Origin of the sequence: Falsirhodobacter sp. 20TX0035, assembly GCF_028307215.1 — a bacterium.
Lineage (GTDB): Bacteria > Pseudomonadota > Alphaproteobacteria > Rhodobacterales > Rhodobacteraceae > Falsirhodobacter.
Map to the genome: position 1 here is coordinate 1 of NZ_JAQMHV010000025.1, position 17,925 is coordinate 17,925.

Below are 17,925 nucleotides of genomic sequence, written 5' to 3' on the forward strand. Positions count from 1 at the left end.
TGCCCGTGCCCATCATGGCCTCCTTGCCTCAAAGTTAGCGAAGAAGGCGTCCACGAAACATGGGGCTATTCAGAAAGGCGTGCCCCTACGAGTGAGCTCTCCTCCCATCGACTGATCATTCGGAAGTTACATTCCCCTAAGCTCCCCTCCTTTGGAACGCCATCATAAATCACGAGTGATATGGTCGTGTTGATGAACCAAGGAGAATCCGCATGCCAATGTCCATCCTGTCGCGTCGCCGCTTTTCGGCCCTTGTTCTGATGGCAACCACGGTCATGACCCTTCCGCTTCAGGCACAGGACGTGGTGCTGCGGGTGGGCGACCAGGTAGGGGCCGAACGCGCCCGGCTGGAGGCTGCGGGCCTTCTGAAGGACGTGCCTTACACCATCGAATGGTCGGTATACCCCGCTGCCGTCAATCTGCACGAGGCGTTGAAGGCGGGTGCGATCGATGTGGGCAGTTCGGCCGACTCACCGGCCGTGGCCGCCATAGCGGGCGGATCGAAGGTGAAGATCGCCGCCGCCTTCAACAATGGCGGGCGCGGCACCTCGATCATCGTGCCCGAGGACAGCGACGTCACCTCGCTGGAGGATCTGCGCGGCAAGACCATCTCGCCCACCACGCGGGGCAGCGTGTCGCATTACCTCGTTCTCGGCGCGCTGAAGCAGGCCGGGATCGATCCTTCCGAGGTGACGCTCGCTTTCCTCGCCCCCACAGACGCCTCGGCCGCGTTCCAGGCGGGCGGCATCGACGCTTGGGGCACCTGGGGCATCTACACCGCGCGCACGACTGGCATCCTGCGCGCGCGGATCCTGACCGACGGCGCGGGCATCAACAGCGGCTACTCCGTCTACTCCGCGACCAAGGAGGCGCTGGCCGACCCGGCCCGCCGCGCCGCCATCGCGGATTACGTCGACCGGATGGACCGCGCCTATGCCTGGTCCCAAGCCAACCGCGATGCGTTCCTCGACTTCTATTCCGGCTTCACCAAGCAGGACCGCAACGTGGTGGAGCCGATGTTCGAGGAGCAGACGGCCTATGAACGTCGCCCCGTCGACGACGCGCTGGCCGCAGACCTGCAGAAGGTCCACGACACATGGGTGGAGGCGGGTGTCCTGACCGGCGATCTGGACATGTCGCAATTCATCGACCGCGGCCCGCTGCGGGAGGCCACGCAATGACCCTGATCCAGCCCATCCGGGGCGCGCCGCAGCTGGAACGGCTGCGCCCCGCGACCCCGCGCAAGGGACCGCCCCGCGCCCTGCGCCGCGCGATGGGGCCGTTGCTACTGGTGGCGCTGTGGCAGGCGGCCTCCATGACCGGAGTCCTGCCGTCCGAGGTGCTGGCCGCGCCCTCCACCGTCATCGGCAGTGCAACGGAACTTGCCCGCACGGGCGAGTTGCAGGACGCCATCCTCGTGTCCCTGCGGCGCGTGATCTTCGGACTGGCCATCGGCGGGGGGATCGGCGTGATCCTCGCCATCACCGCCGGGCTGACCCGGCTGGGCGAGGATCTGGTCGACGCCCCCATGCAGATGATCCGGACGGTGCCGAACGTGGCGCTCATCCCGCTGCTGATCATCTGGCTGGGGATTGGAGAGGCGCCGAAGATCGCCCTCATCGCGCTGGCAACCGCCTTTCCCCTCTACATCAATGTCTATGCCGGCATCAGGGGTGTCGACCAAACGCTGGTGGAGGCGGCGCGCACGCTGGGCCTGTCGCGTGCCGCCATGGTGCGCCACGTCATCCTGCCCGGTGCGCTGCCCAACGCCTTGGTCGGCTTCCGCTACGCCCTCGGCGTCGCTTGGCTGGCGCTGGTGTTCGGCGAGCAGATCAACGCCACCGCCGGCATCGGCTATCTGATGGCCACCGCACGGGAGTTCTTCCAGACCGACGTGATCGTGGTCTGCCTTGTCGTCTATGCCCTTCTGGGCCTTGCCGTGGACTTCATCGTCCGCCTTCTGGAAAGGAGCCTTCTTGCATGGCGTCCCTCGTTCATCGGCACTTAGAAGCCGCACCCGTCCCGCCCGCCGTTCATATCCGCGGGCTGAACCGCAGCTTCGACGGTCGCCGCGTGATCGAGGGGCTGGACCTGACGATCACGGCAGGGGAATTCGTGGTCCTTCTGGGCGCCTCGGGCTGCGGCAAGTCCACGCTGCTGCGCATCCTCGGCGATCTGGACCGCGACTTCGACGGGGAGGTGGACGTGCCCGCCCGTCGCGCCGTCGCCTTTCAGGCTCCCCGCCTGATGCCGTGGAAGCCCGTCTGGCGCAACGTCGTGCTGGGCCTTCCCGGTCGTCCCGATCGGGCGCTGGCCGAACGTGCCCTGGCCGAAGTCGGCCTGTCGCACCGCACCGACGTCTGGCCCAAGGTGCTGTCCGGGGGCGAGGCGCAGCGTGCCTCCCTCGCGCGTGCGCTGGTGCGCGACCCCGAACTGCTGCTGCTGGACGAACCCTTCGCCGCACTCGACGCTCTGACCCGCATCAAAGCGCAGGCGCTGGTGGCCGAGTTGTGGCAGCGCCATCGCTGCGCCGTCCTGCTGGTCACCCATGATGTGGAGGAGGCCGCCCTTCTGGCCGACCGCGTGCTGGTCATGAAGGACGGCGTGATCGCCCATGAACATCGCATCGACCTGCCGCGTCCCCGCGACGTGGCCGATCCCGACATCGCACGGCTGAGGGGTCGGTTCCTCGACTGGCTTGGCGTGCACCACTGACAGGAGACATGACATGAACATTTCCCAACAGAACTGGAAGACCAACGGCATCCGCGTGATCGCCCCCCGGGCGCGCGACACGGGCACGCCTGAGACGAAGGGCATGAACCGTCAGGTCGCCATCTCCGGCAGCCGCACGGGGTCCACCGCACTTTGGGCCGGCACGAACCACATCAAGCCGGGCGAGATCACGGGCGCGCACCACCACGGACCGCTGGAAAGCATCATCTACGTCGCCTTCGGCACGGCCCTGATGCGGTGGGGCGAGCGGCTGGAGTTCATCACGAAGGCCGAGGCCGGGTCTTTCCTGCTGGTTCCGCCCTTCATGCCGCATCAGGAGTTGAACGCCTCGGACACCGAGGATCTGCACTGCGCGCTCGTCCGCTCGGGCACCGAGGAGATGGTGGTGAACCTGCCCGACCTCATCCCCGTGGACGATCCCGAATGGATCACCTTCTGACAGGAGACGGACATGAGCATCGAATTCATCGGCTTCATCGGCAACCGGAATGGGTCCGAGACGATCCCCTTCACCGGCCCCGTCATCGACCGCGAGCACATCCGTGCCTCCGCCGCCATCCACGAGGCGGGCGGTTTCGACCGGGTGCTGCTGGCCTTCCACTCCCATTCCCCGGAAAGCCTGATGGTCGGGCAATACGCGGCCAGCGTCACCTCGCGCCTAGGGTTCCTGCTGGCGCACCGGCCGGGCTTCGTGGCCCCCACGCTGGCGGCCCGGCAGCTTGCGACCCTGGATCACCTGACCGACGGGCGCGTGGCCGTGCACATCATCACAGGTGCTGCGGACGCCGAGATGGCGCGCGACGGCGACTGGCTGAGCAAGGACGAACGCTACGCCCGCGCCTCGGAATACATCGACATCCTGCGCCTTCAGTGGCAGGCGCAGGAGCCTTTCGACTACGCGGGCGAGTATTACCGGGTGTCCGGTGCCCGGTCCGACGTGCAGCCCCGCCACCTGCCAGTGTTCTTCGGCGGGTCGTCGTCGGCGGCGCTGGCCGTGGCGGGCAAACATGCCGACACCTACGCCCTGTGGGGCGAGACGCTGGAACAGGTGGCCGAAACCATCGCCGCCGTCCGCGCTGCCGCGGAACCCTTCGGCCGCAGCCCGCGCTTCAGCCTGTCCCTCCGCCCCATCCTCGCGGACACGGAAGAGGCCGCCTGGGCCAAGGCCGACCGCCTGCTGGCCCGCGCGACGGCGCTGCGCAAGGACGGCCCCGGGCGCCACGAGATGACGGGAGGCAGCGCCACGCCGCCCAACGAAGGCTCTCGCCGGTTGCTGGCGGCGGCGGAACAAGGCAGCCGGCTGGACCAGCGGCTTTGGACGGGAATGGCAAAGCTGACGGGGGCAGCCGGGAACTCCACCTCGCTGGTCGGCACCCCGGACCAGGTGGCCGAGGCCATGCTGGAGTATCACCGCATCGGCATCGACACCTTCCTGATCCGCGGCTTCGATCCCTTGGAGGACGCCTTCGTCTACGGCCGCGACCTGATCCCGCGGGTGCGGGATCTGGCGGCCCAGCGGAGGTTCGTTGCCGCTGAGTGATCCGACCGTCCTCGCTCCTAGACAGGCCAAGCCTCACCTCGCTTGATCCTGCGCAAAACTGATGGACGGGGTAATACCCAAGTGGCTCCGCGATGTCAGCTCTGCGGAGTCCTAGACTGGCTCCGCCCAAAAAAGAACGTCTCCTAAGTCCTATCATTGACCCATTTTAACTACCTTCGAGATGCAGACTCTTCGTTGACAGGAGGCTCGCCTGATGCGCCCAAATTGATGGGATAAACGCTGCAGAGTGAGATCGCTCTGCAGCGAACTCCTTAAACGGCTCGCCTCGCGCGGAGGCTTCGGCGTAACTCGACGACCAATGGTAGCAGGATAGCCAGAGCCGCGAGTGCCAACAGGGTAGCAGCGATGGGTCGGGTTACGAAGACGCTCATGTCGCCTTGGCTGATGGTCATGGCGCGACGGAACTGCTGCTCGGCAAAAGGTCCGAGGATCATGCCTATCACCACAGGGCTGGTCGGAAAGTCGTAGCGCCGCATGATGAAGCCTAGGATCCCGATGCCGTAGAGCAGTCCCAGATCGAAGACTGAACGGCTGATGCCGTAGGTCCCTATCGTCGCGAAGACGAGTATGCCGGCGTAAAGATAGGGCATCGGGATCTTCAGGATCTGCACCCACAGCCCCACCAGCGGCAGGTTGAGCACCAGCAGCATCACGTTGCCGATGTAGAGACTCGCAATCAAACCCCAGACGAGGTCCGGCTGCGTTGTCAGAAGCTGTGGACCGGGATTGATGCCGTAGCTTTGGAAGGCCGAGAGCATGATCGCCGCCGTGGCAGAGGTCGGCAAGCCGAGCGTCAGCAGCGGCACGAAGACCCCCGCGGCGGAGGCGTTGTTGGCGGCTTCCGGCCCCGCGACGCCCTCGATTGCCCCCTTGCCAAACTCCTCCGGGTGCTTGGACAGCCGTTTTTCCATGAAATAGGACAGGAAGGTCGGAATCTCGGCCCCGCCTGCGGGCATGGCGCCGATTGGAAAGCCCACGGCGGCCCCCCGGAGCCACGGCTTCCAAGACCGCGCCCAGTCCTGCCCGTTCATCCAGAGTGAACCCTTGATGGGGATGATCTCATCCTTGCCGCGCCGGTAGCGGGTGGCAAGGTGCAGCGTCTCACCCACCGCGAAAAGGCCGACACAGACGATGACCACGTCGATCCCGTCCAGAAGCGACATCTGCCCGAAAGTGAAGCGCGCCTGCCCGGTCTGCAGGTCCACCCCGATCAGCCCGATCAGAAGGCCGAGGGCCAGTGCCGTCAGCCCCCGGATGATCGATGAACCGAGCACGGCCGACACCGTGACAAAGGCCAGCACCATCAGCGCGAAGTAGTCGGCGGGCGAGAACATCAGCGCCCACTTCACGATCACCGGCGCAAGCACTGTGATTCCCACGACGCCGATCGTGCCCGCCACGAAGGAGCCGATGGCGGCGGTGGCCAAAGCCGGGCCGCCACGGCCGGCACGGGCCATCTTGTGGCCCTCGACGGCGGTGACAATGGTGGCGCTTTCCCCGGGCGTGTTGATCAGGATGGAGGTGGTGGATCCGCCGAACATCGCGCCAAAGTAGATGCCTGCGAACAGGATGAAGGCCGCCGCCGGCTCTACTTGGAAGGTGATCGGCAGCAGGAGCGCGATGGTCAGCGCCGGGCCGAGACCCGGCAGCACGCCGATGGCAGTGCCGAGCGTGACGCCCACGACCGACCACAAGAGGTTCATCGGCGTCAGCGCGACCGAGAACCCGTGAAGAAGAGAAACAAAGCCATCCATCAGAACAGATCCTCGATGAGGCCGTCACCCATGCGCAAGCCAAGCAGCTGGGCAAACCCGAAGTAGGCGACAAGCGCCAGAATGAACCCCACAAGCGCCGCCAGCCAGATCCGCCGCGCACCGAAGCCCTTGGCGACCAGCAGATACATCAGCGTGGAGGATAGGATGAAGCCGATCTGCGCGATCAGTAGCAGGTTCAGCACCAGCCCGCCCGCCACCCATGCCAAGGGAACTAGGTCGAGCGGCGGCTCCTCGGCGTCGGTCGCCTCACATTGCCAGCGGCCGGCGAAGGCGTTGACCAGAAGCAGCACGCCCAGCACGGCAAGGGCCGCGCCGACAATGCGGGGGAAGACGGTGGGGCCGATGCGCGCATAGGCTGGCGAGACGTGGATCAGCGTGCTTGCCCAAAGCACGCCGATCCCCGTCAGCAGGACAGCCGATGCGACAAGGACGGGGCCGAGTCGCGATCTGTCCATGTCAGCCTGCCAGTCCCAGACCCTGGAGCACGCCCCGGATCCGCGCGGTGTCTTCCTCCAGATAGGCCGCGAACTCATCCCCTGCGAGGAACAGCCGGTCCCAGGCACGGTCCGCAAGCGCGGCCTGCCAGGCCTCTGACGCGTCCATCTTCGTCAGGAGATCGACCAGCGCGGTGCGATCCTCATCGCTTATCTCCGGCGGGGCGAACACGGCGCGCCAGTTCAGGAGCTCCACGTCCAGCCCCTGCTCGCGGATGGTGGGCGCGTCGATCCCGTCCACCCGCTCCGGGGCGGAAATGGCGATGGCGCGCAGGTTCCCCGCCGCCACCTGTTCGGAAAACTCGCCCCAGCCCGAAACGCCGCAGGTCACCTGATTGCCCAGAAGTGCCGCCATCGCCTCGCCGCCGCCCGCGAAGGCGACATAGCTCACCGCCAGCGGATCGACCTCAGCCGCCTGCGCGATCAGCCCCGCAAGCATGTGGTCGCTGCCCCCGGCGCTGCCGCCGGCCCAGGACACCGATCCCGGATCGGCCTTCAGCATCGCCACCAGATCCTTCAGCGACTGGATGTCTGAGGCGGCGGGGACCACGACCACCAGGTATTCACCCGTCAACCGCGCGATCGGCGTCACCATCGACAGGTTCACGGCCGAGTTGTTGGTGATGATCGCGCCGACCATCACCATTCCGCCGGTCATCAGGGCGTTGCCCTCGCCGGAATACTGGTTGATGAACTGCGGCAGGCCGATGGTGCCGCCCGCGCCGCCCACGTTCGTGATGCGGGACGAGCCGATCAGACCCTCAGCGCGCAGGACCTGGTCCATCACGCGGGCCGTCTGGTCCCAGCCGCCGCCGGGCGCGGCGGGCACGAAAATCTCCAGGTCGTCGATCTCCTGCGCCGCGGCAAGTCGGGGCATCCCGGCCATCAGGCCAAGCGCTCCGGTCGTCATCATGAATTGTCTGCGATCCATTGTCGTTCTCCTCCCTTGAAGATGCAGATGTCGCGGTCACTCCCCTTCGCGCGACATTGTCCGGTCCTCTGGCCCGTCATAGGTCCAAAGCCATTGCCTGGGGATCGGCCCCTTGTTGCGGGTCGACTCCAAGCTCTGTTCGTAGGCATGGGCCAAGATGCCGACCGAGCGGGACAGGATGAACAGCCCCCGGCACAGTGGCGGCGCAAAGCCCAGTTCAGCGTAGATGGCGGCGGTGGCCCCGTCGATGTTCATGGGCACCGGGCGCGACTTCGTGCGGCGCAGATGCTCATCGATGGCACGGGCGATGGCGGCGAAGCGCCCCTCCACCGTGCCCGCCGCGACCGCGTCGTCCACCAGCGCCAGAAGGCGCGGCGCGCGCGGATCCACGGGATGGAAGCGGTGCCCGAAGCCCGGAAGGTATTTCAGCCCCTTCTCGGCCAGCACGTCCGCCACCGCATCCGGGCCGCCCGCCGCGTCGATCTCGTGGAACAGTTCGACCGCCTGCTCCCCCGCGCCGCCGTGGATGTCATCCAGCACGTTGATCGCGGAAGCCATGGCGCCATTGATCCCCAAGCCTCCGGTGGCGGCGATGCGCGAGATGGCGATGGAAGGCGCCTGCGGACCGTGATCGACCCCTGCGACCATCGCCGCCTCCAGCAGCCTTGCCTGTGCTTCGGTCGGGAGTTCGCCCCGGGTCATCAGCCAGACCATCTGAGGAAAGCTGACCCGGCCGATCAGGTCCTCGATCGCATAGCCGCGCATGCGGATCTCGCCGGGACGCATCTTGATTATGGAGGTCTTCCACCAGTCCTCGGCCAGCTTGCGGTCGTTGCTCATCATATCGCACCCTCCACGGTCAGACGTTCTAGTTCGGCGGGCTCGATCCCGAGCGCGCCATAGATGTCGCGATTGTCAGCGCCAAGCACGGGGGGCGGGTTGACCACTGTGGGAGCCGAACCGTTGAATTTCACTCCGGTGCGGACCACCGTGATATCCCGATCCACGCCTTCCGGTGCAGGGAACGTTGCCAGCAGCCCACGCTCTGCCACCTGCGGCGCCGAAAGGATCTGCGGCACGGACAAGATGGCGCCCGCCGGGACGCCGACGCGGTTCAGATCGGCCGCCCAATCCTCGGCGCCGCGGGTCGACAGGGTCTGTTCCAGCTCCGCCCGCAGCGCGAGACGGTTCGTCTTGCGCAGCTCGCGCGTGGCGAAGCGCGCATCGGCCAGCAGATCCTCTCGCCCCAGATGAGTCGCCAGCGTCACCCACTGCTCATCCTTGTTGGCGGCGATGTTGATCGGGCCATCGGCTGTCTCGAATGCGCCCGATGGGGCAGAGGTGACGTTCTCATTGCCGTTCGCCTGCGGCTCAACGCCCGCGATCAGGTAGTTGGAGACGACCCAGCCCATGGTCGCGACCACCGCCTCCAGCATCGATACGTCGATGAATCCGCCACGCGCCGGCGCGTTCAGGGCGGAGGCGATGGCCATGGCCGCCGTCAGCCCGCCCACCGTGTCGGCCAGCGGATAGCCGACCCGCAGGGGCGCGCTGTCCTTGTCGCCGGTGATCGACATGACGCCCGACGCGCCCTGGATGATCTGGTCATAGGCAGGACGATCCTTCCACGGCCCGTCCTGCCCAAAACCGGAAATCGCGCAATAGATCAGGCGCGGGTTTTCGGCCTTCAGAACCTCATAGCCGACGCCGAGCCGGTCCATCACCCCGGGACGAAAATTCTCGACCAGAACATCAGCCGTCTGCACCAGCCGCTTCAGAAGTGCCTTTCCTTTGGGATGCTTCAGGTTGACGGTGACGGACTTCTTGCCGGCGTTCTGCGCGAGGAACGAGACGCCCATTCCACGCCGGTTCAGCTCGGCATCCGCGCCAAGGTTGCGGGCGAGATCGCCCCGGCCGGACGCTTCGACCTTGATCACCTCGGCTCCGAAATGGACCAGCTGATGGCAGCAGAAGGGTCCGGCGAGGACGTTGGTAAGGTCGAGAACGCGGATCCCCGCGAGTGGCGTCATGGAGCTCTCCTTCGACTTGATCTGGGTGGACATGTTCATGCGGATGCTCCTGTAAGGGGGATGATCCCGAAGGCCAGCGCCCCGGCCAGCATCGCAAAGACGAGCCCCACGACCCACAGGATCGAAGCGCGCTGGTTGTCGCCGTAATCGACGCCGACAAGGTTCACGAGCAGGTAGGTCGACGCGACAAGCGGGCTAAGAAGGTGGACCGGCTGGCCGATCAGCGAGGCGCGCGCCATCTCGACGCCGGTGATCCCGTAAGCCTCGGCGGTGGAGGCGAGGATGGGCAGCATCCCGAAGTAGAACGCGTCGTTGGTCACGGCATAGGTCGCGACCGCGCTGAAGAGGGCGGTGACCGGTGCCATGTAGGGCCCGAGGTTGTCCGGCATGATGTTCAGGAGGCTTTTCGACATGGCATCATCCATGCCGGTGCCTGCCAGAACGCCAGTGAAAATGGACGCTGCGAAGATGAGGCCCACCACCGACACGACGTTGTAGGAATGCGCGGCGATCCGGTCGCGCTGGTCGATCAGGGAAGGGTAGTTGACGAGGAGGGCCACCGCGGTCGCCAGGATGAACAGGATCGGTAGCGGCAGGATGCCGGTGATCAGGCCAGCAAGCAGAGCGACCGTCAGCCCGACGTTGAACCAGAACAGCTTCGGGCGGCGGCAGTCCGGTGCCTCTTCCATGTGCTGTTCGAGTTCGGCTTCCTCTTGCGCGCCAAGGACGCCAAGACGGCGGCGTTCACGCAGGCCGAAGATCGTGGCCACGACGAGCAAGTAGGCAAAGCCCGCCGCCATGGCCGGGATCAGCGGCACGAACACGTCCGCAGCCTCGACATGCATCGCAGCCGCCGCCCGTGCGGTCGGTCCACCCCAGGGCAGGATGTTCATGATGCCGATCGCCATCAGCAGAAGGGTTGCCATATATTGCGGGCTGAGACCGATCGCGCGGTAAATGGGCAAGAGTGCGCTGACGCAGATGACGTAGGTGGTGGCGCCGTCGCCATCCAGCGCGACTGAGGTGCCGATGACGGCCGTCCCGACGAGGATCTTGAGCGGATCGCCCTTTGCGATGCGCAGGACGCGGGAGATCAGCGGGTCGAACAGCCCGGCATCGGTCATGATGCTGAAGAATAGGATGCCGAACATGAGCATGGCGCCCGTAGGTGCCAGCATCACGAGGCCGTCACGCATCATGTCGCCAAGACCGGCCGGATCGATCAACAGCCCGAACGCGGTCGGGACTAGCGCCAAGGCGACGAGTGCAGATAATCTTCCCGTCATAATCAGGGTGAGAAACACCCCGATCATGGCGAAGCCGCCAAGTGAAAGCATTAAAGTCTCCTCCGTGTCACATGCATGACAGGAAAGACAGCGGCGTAAAATTCAGTTATATTCAGCAACCGAAAACCATCAGGACGCTGTCATGGACGTTCGCGATCTAGAATATCTTCACGCCATCCTGCGCACCGGCAGCGTCGCCGCCGCTGCGGAACAGGTAGGGCGAACTCCACCCGCCCTAACTAAAGCAGTCCGACGTCTGGAGGAAGAACTGAACGTGACCCTATTCCGCCGCATGGGGAGGGGACTGGAGCCGACCGAGGCGGCGACGTTCCTTGCCGACCAGACCTGGGGGATGGTGACGCGACTAGAGGTTGTCGGGCGCCAGGTCCGAGATGTCGGGGCGGGACGACGGGGACACCTAAAGCTTGGCGTGGCAGCCACCATGGCGGCCATCTTCCTGCCGTCCTTCCTGCGACGCCTCGGCGCGGAGCATCCCGACCTACGCGTCTCCGTGATCAACGGCATGAACGACGTCTTGCACACGGCACTGCGTGAAGGCGACATCGATCTTGTGCTGGGCGTCGTCGACCGGACCGATCCGGACATGACAGATGCTCTTGTCCTTGCAGAGGATCACGTTCGGATCGCTGCGGCGGCCCATCATCCTCTGCAAGGGCGCTCTGTCGCCCTCGAGGAGGTTCTTGCTCAGAAATGGGTCCTGCCTGCACGAAGCGTCGCGATGCGTCAATGGTTCGACGCCGCCTTTGCCGCACACGGCCTGCAACCACCTTCCCCTCATGTGGAGACTTCGTCGATCGCGGTGCTCGAAGAGCTGATCGGGGGAACCGAATATCTCAGCTTCATCTCTGGCCTGAAGATGGAGCTTCCAGCCTTGGCCGACCGAATATCACCCTTGATGATTGAGGAGTTCAGCATGGTGCGGCAGATGGGCGCCACTTGGGGGAGTGATCCGTCCCCTTCCACTCGCATCGCGCTGTCGCTGCTTCTGGAAGCATGAAAGCCGGGTCTTGATACACAATCGAACGGCAGCTTCTTCCCACTGACCTCATGGAGAGCGTGGCACGCGTCTGGACAGAAGTCGTCAGCCGATTGACAAAATGTTTCAGGCGGGTTGCGATCCCATGGATGGGGTGTCGCTCGTCTTGGAAAAGTTGTCCAAGACTATGCGCTGATCGGGTCTATAGCGGAGTCTTGGATCTCCAACCTACCTGCCTACTGGACGCATCCCCTTACAACACTCGTCGTCTTCTAGGACTTCGTGTTTTCCAATGGACGGGACCGGGTGTCGACCGGTCCCGTTCGCCATTCCTCAAGTCGGCATATTGCATTGTTCCGGTTGCAAGATACGGAGGCTCGCGCCAGTGACCGTGCGATGGATCTTCGGCAGCGACCGCCTACAAATGCGCAGGACGTCCTTGAGGCGACAGGCTGTCCGTTTGGTCGTTGGGCCCCGCCTTTGAGGAAGCGCCTCCCTCACACCCTCGGACTGGCCGCAGGTGCTCAAGGACCGGAAACACACCCGTGTCGCCTAGAGCTCGGCCACCTTGACGATCAGCTTGCCAAAGTTCTTACCCTCCAGCATGCCGATAAACGCCTCCGGGGCCGCCTCCAGGCCATCAACGACATCCTCGCGCCAGTGGAGCTTGCCCTGCGCCACCCAGTCCGAGGCTTCCTTCAGGAAGTCGGGCATCTGCGACTCCATGAACTCGCTCATGATGAAGCCGCGAAGGGTGAGGCTTTTGGACAGGACGGCACCCATCGTGGCGGGAAGACGGTCCGGCCCTGTTCCCGCGCCCTTGTCGTTATAGTGGGCGACAAGGCCGCAAACCGGCACGCGGGCAAACTTGTTCAGGAGCGGCAGTACCGCGTCCCAGACCGAGCCGCCGACGTTCTCGAAATAGACGTCGATGCCGTCCGGACAGGCCTCGGCCAGCCGCTCTGCAAAGTCGGCCGCCCGGTGATCGACGGCGGCGTCGAAGCCGAGCTCGTCAAGAAGGTAGGCGCACTTCTCGGGGCCCCCGGCGATGCCGACGGCGCGGGCGCCACGAAGGCGCGCGATCTGCCCAACCATGGAGCCTACAGGCCCGCTGGCAGCCGCGACGACGACTGTCTCGCCCTGCGCAGGCTTGCCGATGTTGCCAAGCCCCGACCAGGCCGTGAAGCCGGTCATGCCCAGCACATGCAGCGCGGTCGAAGGCGACGCCACCTTCGGGTCGAGCTTCCGCAGCCCCGTTCCGTCCGAGATCGCGTGCGTCTGCCAACCGTTTCCGGACAGGACGATGTCGCCCTCTGCCCAGGCGCCATGCCGCGACTGCGCCACACGGGAGACGGTGGCGCCGACCATCACGTCTCCGATCTGCACCGGATCGGCATAGGACCTAGCGTCGCTCATCCGGCCGCGCATGTAGGGATCGAGCGAGAGATAGAGCGTCTCCAGCAGCACATCGCGGTCCTTCAGCGCAGGAAGGTCGGCGATCTCGGTGCGGAAGTCGGAGGGATCCGGGCGCCCTTCGGGGCGGCGGGCGAGGACGATTCGTGTTGACTGGGTCATGCGAGGCTCCGGTTATTGAACTGCCGGACCAACGCCGCTGCGCGCTGTCGGGTTCTCCGTCACCCATAACTGACTGAAAAGCCAAACTCCGAACGTGCAGCTTAAGAATATGCGAAGATAAGCAGCACGGACTGACGGATACACGATCACCTTCCAAATCCTCATTTGCCGTGCGCTCGCCCCTTCGGGGCCTCTAACGCCAGGCGCGCCTTGAAGCCCCCGTCATGCTTCCAGCGCTGTGCAGAAGATATGCTTTCGCGTTCAGTCATAACTGAGGCACACTTTCTCGTCCGGAGGTTGCAACCGTGCTTTCCATACGGGGCAGGATCGATGCTGTTCTTTGCACGGCGGCAGGCGGGTAAACCTCGAAAAGCGACGGGTTGCGGGGCTGGCCACCCCGTAGCTGGAGGAAGGCCAACTGGGGAGGACATTCAATGAGACACTACCGAATAGTTGGAGCCGCATTGCTGGCATCCGGGATGGCGGTGCCCGCACTCGCGCAGGACAGAAGCGTGACGATCGTGCTTCCTCAGACGGTCGACATCGTGGACCCGTGCATGGCGGCGCGCCAGACGACGGGCCGCGTGGTGTCGGAAAATGTCAACGAGATGATGATCGAGTTCGATTACGTCAACGGCGGACTGAAGCCCCGCCTTGCGACCGAGTGGAGCCAGATCGACGACGACACGTGGCAGTTCAAGCTGCGCGAAGGGGTCAGATGGCATGATGGCAGAGACTTCACCGCCAAGGACGTCGCCTTCACACTGGAGCGGAACAAGAACCCGAACCTGACCTGCGAGGTGGGCGGCAAGTTCGGCGCCATGAAATTCGCGGTTGAGGCACCGGACGATCACACGATCAACATCACGACCAACCCGCCTTCGCCGATCCTGCCGCTTCTGATGTCGATCATGCCCATCACGTCGGCTGCTGCGACGCCCGAGGATGAGTTGACCCGCAAGCCGATCGGCACCGGACCCTACACGTTTGAGACGTGGAATGTCGGCCAATCGATCGTCTTGAAGCGCAACGACGACTATTGGGGAGAGCAGCCACAGGTGGAGGAGGCCACCTATGTCTGGCGCGATGACAGCGCAGTGGCCGCCGCGATGGTGTTCACGGATGAGGCCGACATCGTGCCATCCCTCGCCATGCAGGATGCGAACAATCCCGACACCGACTTCGCCTATCCGAATTCGGAAACAACCTATGTGCGGATCGACACGCGGGCCGCGCCAACAAACGATATCCGTATCCGCGAGGCGCTGAACCTCGCCATAGACAAGGAAGCCTTCATCGGAACCTTGCTGCCGGCGGAGTCGCAGCTGGCCAGCCAACTCGTGGTGCCGACGACCATCGGCTACAACCGCGAGATGGAGCCGTGGCCTTTCGATCCTGAACGGGCCAAGGAACTGGTCGCAGAGGCCAAGGCGGATGGCGTCCCGGTCGACACCGAGATTCTGATCGTTGCCCGCAGCGGGGTGTTCCCCAACGTGACCGAGACGATGGAAGCCATGATGGGAATGTGGCGGGACGTCGGCCTGAACGTCAAACTGCAGATGAGCGAAGTTTCCGTCCACAACACCTACTTCGTCCGTCCTTTCAACCAGGACGGCGTGCCCACCCTCGTGGGAGCGATGCATGATAACGCGACGGGCGATCCGGTCTTCTCGGCTTATATCAAGTATGCCTCGGGCGGCATCCAGTCGGTTCTCGATGATCCCGACCTCGACCGGATGATCGCCGATGCAACGACGGCCACGGGCGATGACCGGGCGGCAAGATGGGCGGAGGTGTTCCGCGTGGCGGAGCGGGACATCATCGCGAGCGTGCCGATGTTCCATATGGTCGGCTTCACCCGGGTCTCGCCGCGTCTGGACTACCAGCCGACGATCGCCGCGAACTCGGAACTGCAACTGGCGCAGATCAAGTTCCGGTAGTCCGTTCGTGTCTCAAACTATCGCCGCCTGCCTGTTAATGGTCCCAGAGCGCTCGCTCAGCAGATTCCGATCGACCCGATCGTTGAACTGCGGTTGTGCCGTCCATTGCGAATGACGTTGCGGCGCGCGACCACTATGGCCGCCGCAGCGGCCATAGTGCTCCAACAGTTTGACAGAGCTGTCACCCAGTCGAGTAGGCGCTACTACAGGATCCATGTGTTCTACGCAGGCAGGGCAGGCACCGATGCTAGGATGGGACATTGCTGCCGTTCGCTCTGCCCGCGTCATCACCACCGCGTTCCTAGAGGAAACATGTCTTGGCACTGTGACAAGTGCAGCGATGGCCGCGACAATGATAACATTCGCCGGCGCAAGACGAGGCTGGCCGGTGGCGCCGATCGCGCCACCTTCCGATCGCGACGTCAGTAGGTCAGGCAGATCTTGCCGAAGTGCCGGCCGGCCTTTTGCAGGGCGAAGGCCTCGGCAATCTCCTCCAGCGGATAGCTGCGATCCACGACCGGGCGCCAGTCGAACCCTTCTAACGCGCGGACCATGTCCTGCTGATGCTCGCGGCTGCCCACGATCAGGCCTTGAAGCCTCTGATGCTTCCCCATCAGTTCATTCGTTGGCACTTCCCCGGCAAAGCCGGTGAGGACACCGATCAGGGCGATATGCCCGCCGGGCGCGCAGGCGCGGATCGATTGGGCCAATGTGCCGGGACCGCCCACTTCCACCACGATGTCGGCGCCGCGTCCGCCCGTGGCGGCCAAGACCGCGTCGCCCCATTCAGGCGTGTCCTTGTAATTGATGACGGTGTCCGCACCGAGTGAACGTAGACGATCCGCCTTTTCCGTGCTTGACGTGGTGGCGATCACCCGCGCGCCCATCGACAGCGCCATCTGCAGGGCGAGGACGGAGACGCCGCCGCTGCCCAGCACCAGGACGGTGTCACCGGCCTTGATCCCGCCATCCACGACCAGCGCCCGCCATGCGGTGAGGCCGGCCGTGGTCAGGGTCGCGGCTTCCTCGTGGCTGTAGCCTTCAGGTGCGCGCGTGAACGCCGTCGCGGGCAAGGTCACGCTTTCCCGCGCGAAACCGTCGATGCCGTCCCCGGGCGTCGCCGCGAAGTCCGTCGGAACCTTGCGTCCCGATTGCCATTGCGGAAAGAAGCATGACACAACCGCATCGCCGACGACGAATTCGTCGACGCCTTCGCCCACGGCGGAGACCACGCCCGCGCCGTCAGACATGGGAATACGGTCACGTCCTTCGGCATCGGGATGGGTCGCGACAAGTAGGTCGTGATAGTTGAGCGAACTTGCGTGGATGCGAACTTTGATCTCGCCCGCCCTTGGCGCAGCGGGGTCAGGAAGATCGATCAGGTGCAGGTTCTCGAGGCCGCCCGCGGCGGCAAGTCGGATCGCTTTCATGTGTTACTCCAAGGTCAGGCCAGCGTCATTGCAGTGGCCGTCTGAACCTTCACTAAAGAAGATATGTCCAAATCTTCAAGAACGCACAAATTGCGCCTATACTTACAATAATGTAAGTGGCCGTCCTGAAGAACCTAAGGGGCATGACGCGATGCGGCGGTTGAACGGTAAAAGCGGGTGCGCGGTGGAGGTGACGCTTTCGGTGATGGGCGGCACCTGGAAGCCGGTCATCCTGTTCCACCTTCTGAGAGGACGGATGCGCTTCAGCGAATTGGGACGCGCCATCCCGTCTGTCACCCAACGTATGATGACCCTGCAACTGCGTGAGTTGGAGGAAGCCGGCATCATCATCCGCACCGTGCATCCCGAAGTGCCGCCCCGCGTGGAGTATGAACTGACGCCGCTTGGGCATTCTCTCGAACCGGTTCTGGTGTCGATGCGGGACTGGGGGGTGGCTTATCTGGGGCACGAACCGGCTGAAATGCCCCAACTTGAACACACGAGCTGAAGGTCGGCTCTGGGCTCCACGCGACGACGCCGGCCTTTCGTGCTATCCTCTGTCTGCATCATTCCGAAAGGCGGGCGGGGGCGGTGGATCGGAAAGCACTGCCATGTCCACCGAACTCATCACCACCTCCCCACCGCCGCCGCGGGTCGCCTGGAACAAGGGACGTATCGTCGGCCAGAAGCGACCGTTGCAGCCGAAGCACGTCTGGTCCATCCGCATCCGGCTGGAGATGTCCGGCGACCTCCGGGATCTCGCCCTGTTCAACATGGCGATAGACAGCAAGCTGCGGGGCTGCGATCTCGTTCGTCTTCAGGTGCGCGACGTGTTCGCGGCCGGACAGGTGCGGGAACGAGCATCCATCATCCAGCAGAAGACAGGACGCCCTGTCAGGTTCGAGATCACCGAAACGACCCGCATCTGTCTCAAGCAATGGATCGCCAGCCCTGCGATGACGGGGATGCAGTATCTCTGGCCAAGTCGGTTCCACGACCGGCCCCACATGTCGACAAGGCAGTATGCCCGGCTCCTCCGCGAGTGGGTAAGCTCGATCGGACTGGAGGTCAGCAGCTACGGCACGCATTCAATGTGTGCTTCGGCATGCAATCTTGACCCCTTAGACGGGGGTATCGGCGCCCAATTTTGACCCCCCTGATGTTTTGTCG

17 protein-coding genes are annotated in these 17,925 nt (G+C 64.4%); 9 read left to right on the forward strand and 8 right to left on the reverse strand.

All coding sequences use genetic code 11. From position 1 onward, the window contains the following. The first annotated feature begins 212 nt into the window (after positions 1-212). From PIJ50_RS16025 to PIJ50_RS16045, 5 genes are read left to right on the forward strand one after another with little or no spacing between them, the layout of a single operon-like run. Positions 213-1,181, forward strand: a complete 969-nt coding sequence (locus tag PIJ50_RS16025; RefSeq protein WP_271976587.1) for an ABC transporter substrate-binding protein — start codon at positions 213-215, stop codon at positions 1,179-1,181. After that, on the forward strand, positions 1,178-2,008 hold the full coding sequence (locus tag PIJ50_RS16030) for an ABC transporter permease subunit (RefSeq protein WP_271976588.1): 831 nt from the start codon (positions 1,178-1,180) through the stop codon (positions 2,006-2,008). Before PIJ50_RS16025 ends, PIJ50_RS16030 begins: the two co-directional genes overlap by 4 nt. Continuing rightward, entirely contained in the window at positions 1,981-2,715 is a 735-nt protein-coding gene (locus tag PIJ50_RS16035; RefSeq protein WP_271976590.1) for an ABC transporter ATP-binding protein, read from the forward strand. The genes PIJ50_RS16030 and PIJ50_RS16035 overlap by 28 nt, the downstream gene beginning before the upstream one ends. Before the next feature lie 13 nt (positions 2,716-2,728). Then, positions 2,729-3,175, forward strand: a complete 447-nt coding sequence (locus tag PIJ50_RS16040) for a cupin domain-containing protein (protein WP_271976591.1) — start codon at positions 2,729-2,731, stop codon at positions 3,173-3,175. Positions 3,176-3,187: 12 nt separating this feature from the next. Continuing rightward, the gene (locus PIJ50_RS16045) at positions 3,188-4,276 is read left to right on the forward strand and encodes an LLM class flavin-dependent oxidoreductase (protein ID WP_271976593.1); all 1,089 of its coding nucleotides are present in this window, start codon (positions 3,188-3,190) and stop codon (positions 4,274-4,276) included. Between the two features lie 272 nt (positions 4,277-4,548). On the opposite strand, the gene PIJ50_RS16050 is transcribed toward PIJ50_RS16045, so the two are convergent. The 6 genes from PIJ50_RS16050 to PIJ50_RS16075 are packed head-to-tail and all read right to left on the reverse strand — an operon-like array spanning position 4,549 to position 10,864. After that, positions 4,549-6,051, reverse strand: coding sequence for a tripartite tricarboxylate transporter permease (locus tag PIJ50_RS16050; RefSeq protein WP_271976594.1), 1,503 nt, complete (start codon positions 6,049-6,051; stop codon positions 4,549-4,551). Then, complete coding sequence (locus tag PIJ50_RS16055) at positions 6,051-6,527, reverse strand: tripartite tricarboxylate transporter TctB family protein (RefSeq protein ID WP_271976595.1); 477 nt, start codon at positions 6,525-6,527, stop codon at positions 6,051-6,053. The genes PIJ50_RS16050 and PIJ50_RS16055 overlap by 1 nt, the downstream gene beginning before the upstream one ends. Before the next feature lies 1 nt (position 6,528). Then, positions 6,529-7,497, reverse strand: coding sequence for a Bug family tripartite tricarboxylate transporter substrate binding protein (locus PIJ50_RS16060; RefSeq protein ID WP_271976596.1), 969 nt, complete (start codon positions 7,495-7,497; stop codon positions 6,529-6,531). Between the two features lie 36 nt (positions 7,498-7,533). After that, on the reverse strand, positions 7,534-8,337 hold the full coding sequence (locus PIJ50_RS16065) for a citryl-CoA lyase (RefSeq protein ID WP_271976597.1): 804 nt from the start codon (positions 8,335-8,337) through the stop codon (positions 7,534-7,536). Next, on the reverse strand, positions 8,337-9,560 hold the full coding sequence (locus PIJ50_RS16070) for a CaiB/BaiF CoA transferase family protein (RefSeq protein ID WP_334212737.1): 1,224 nt from the start codon (positions 9,558-9,560) through the stop codon (positions 8,337-8,339). Before PIJ50_RS16070 ends, PIJ50_RS16065 begins: the two co-directional genes overlap by 1 nt. Positions 9,561-9,562: 2 nt before the next feature. Further along, positions 9,563-10,864 (reverse strand): CitMHS family transporter, encoded by a 1,302-nt coding sequence (locus tag PIJ50_RS16075; protein ID WP_271976600.1) that lies wholly within the window; start codon positions 10,862-10,864, stop codon positions 9,563-9,565. A 91-nt stretch (positions 10,865-10,955) separates the two neighbouring features. On the opposite strand from PIJ50_RS16075, the gene PIJ50_RS16080 reads away from it, so the two are divergent. Beyond that, entirely contained in the window at positions 10,956-11,831 is an 876-nt protein-coding gene (locus tag PIJ50_RS16080) for a LysR family transcriptional regulator (protein ID WP_271976602.1), read from the forward strand. Between the two features lie 531 nt (positions 11,832-12,362). Here the strand turns inward: PIJ50_RS16080 and curA are convergent. After that, entirely contained in the window at positions 12,363-13,385 is a 1,023-nt protein-coding gene (gene curA, locus PIJ50_RS16085) for an NADPH-dependent curcumin/dihydrocurcumin reductase (protein ID WP_271976603.1), read from the reverse strand. A gap of 512 nt (positions 13,386-13,897) precedes the next feature. Here curA and PIJ50_RS16090 point away from each other — a divergent pair. Continuing rightward, entirely contained in the window at positions 13,898-15,325 is a 1,428-nt protein-coding gene (locus PIJ50_RS16090; protein ID WP_271976605.1) for an ABC transporter substrate-binding protein, read from the forward strand. 422 nt (positions 15,326-15,747) lie between these two features. On the opposite strand, the gene PIJ50_RS16095 is transcribed toward PIJ50_RS16090, so the two are convergent. Then, positions 15,748-16,755 (reverse strand): zinc-dependent alcohol dehydrogenase family protein, encoded by a 1,008-nt coding sequence (locus PIJ50_RS16095; RefSeq protein ID WP_271976606.1) that lies wholly within the window; start codon positions 16,753-16,755, stop codon positions 15,748-15,750. 151 nt (positions 16,756-16,906) lie between these two features. On the opposite strand from PIJ50_RS16095, the gene PIJ50_RS16100 reads away from it, so the two are divergent. Both PIJ50_RS16100 and PIJ50_RS16105 read left to right on the forward strand, forming a co-directional pair. Then, positions 16,907-17,263 carry a winged helix-turn-helix transcriptional regulator gene (locus tag PIJ50_RS16100; protein ID WP_271976607.1) on the forward strand — a complete coding sequence of 119 codons (357 nt, stop codon included), beginning with the start codon at positions 16,907-16,909 and terminating at the stop codon, positions 17,261-17,263. Between the two features lie 103 nt (positions 17,264-17,366). Beyond that, positions 17,367-17,906: a tyrosine-type recombinase/integrase gene (locus PIJ50_RS16105; protein WP_271976608.1), complete on the forward strand. Its 540-nt coding sequence runs from the start codon at positions 17,367-17,369 to the stop codon at positions 17,904-17,906. Positions 17,907-17,925: the final 19 nt, after the last annotated feature.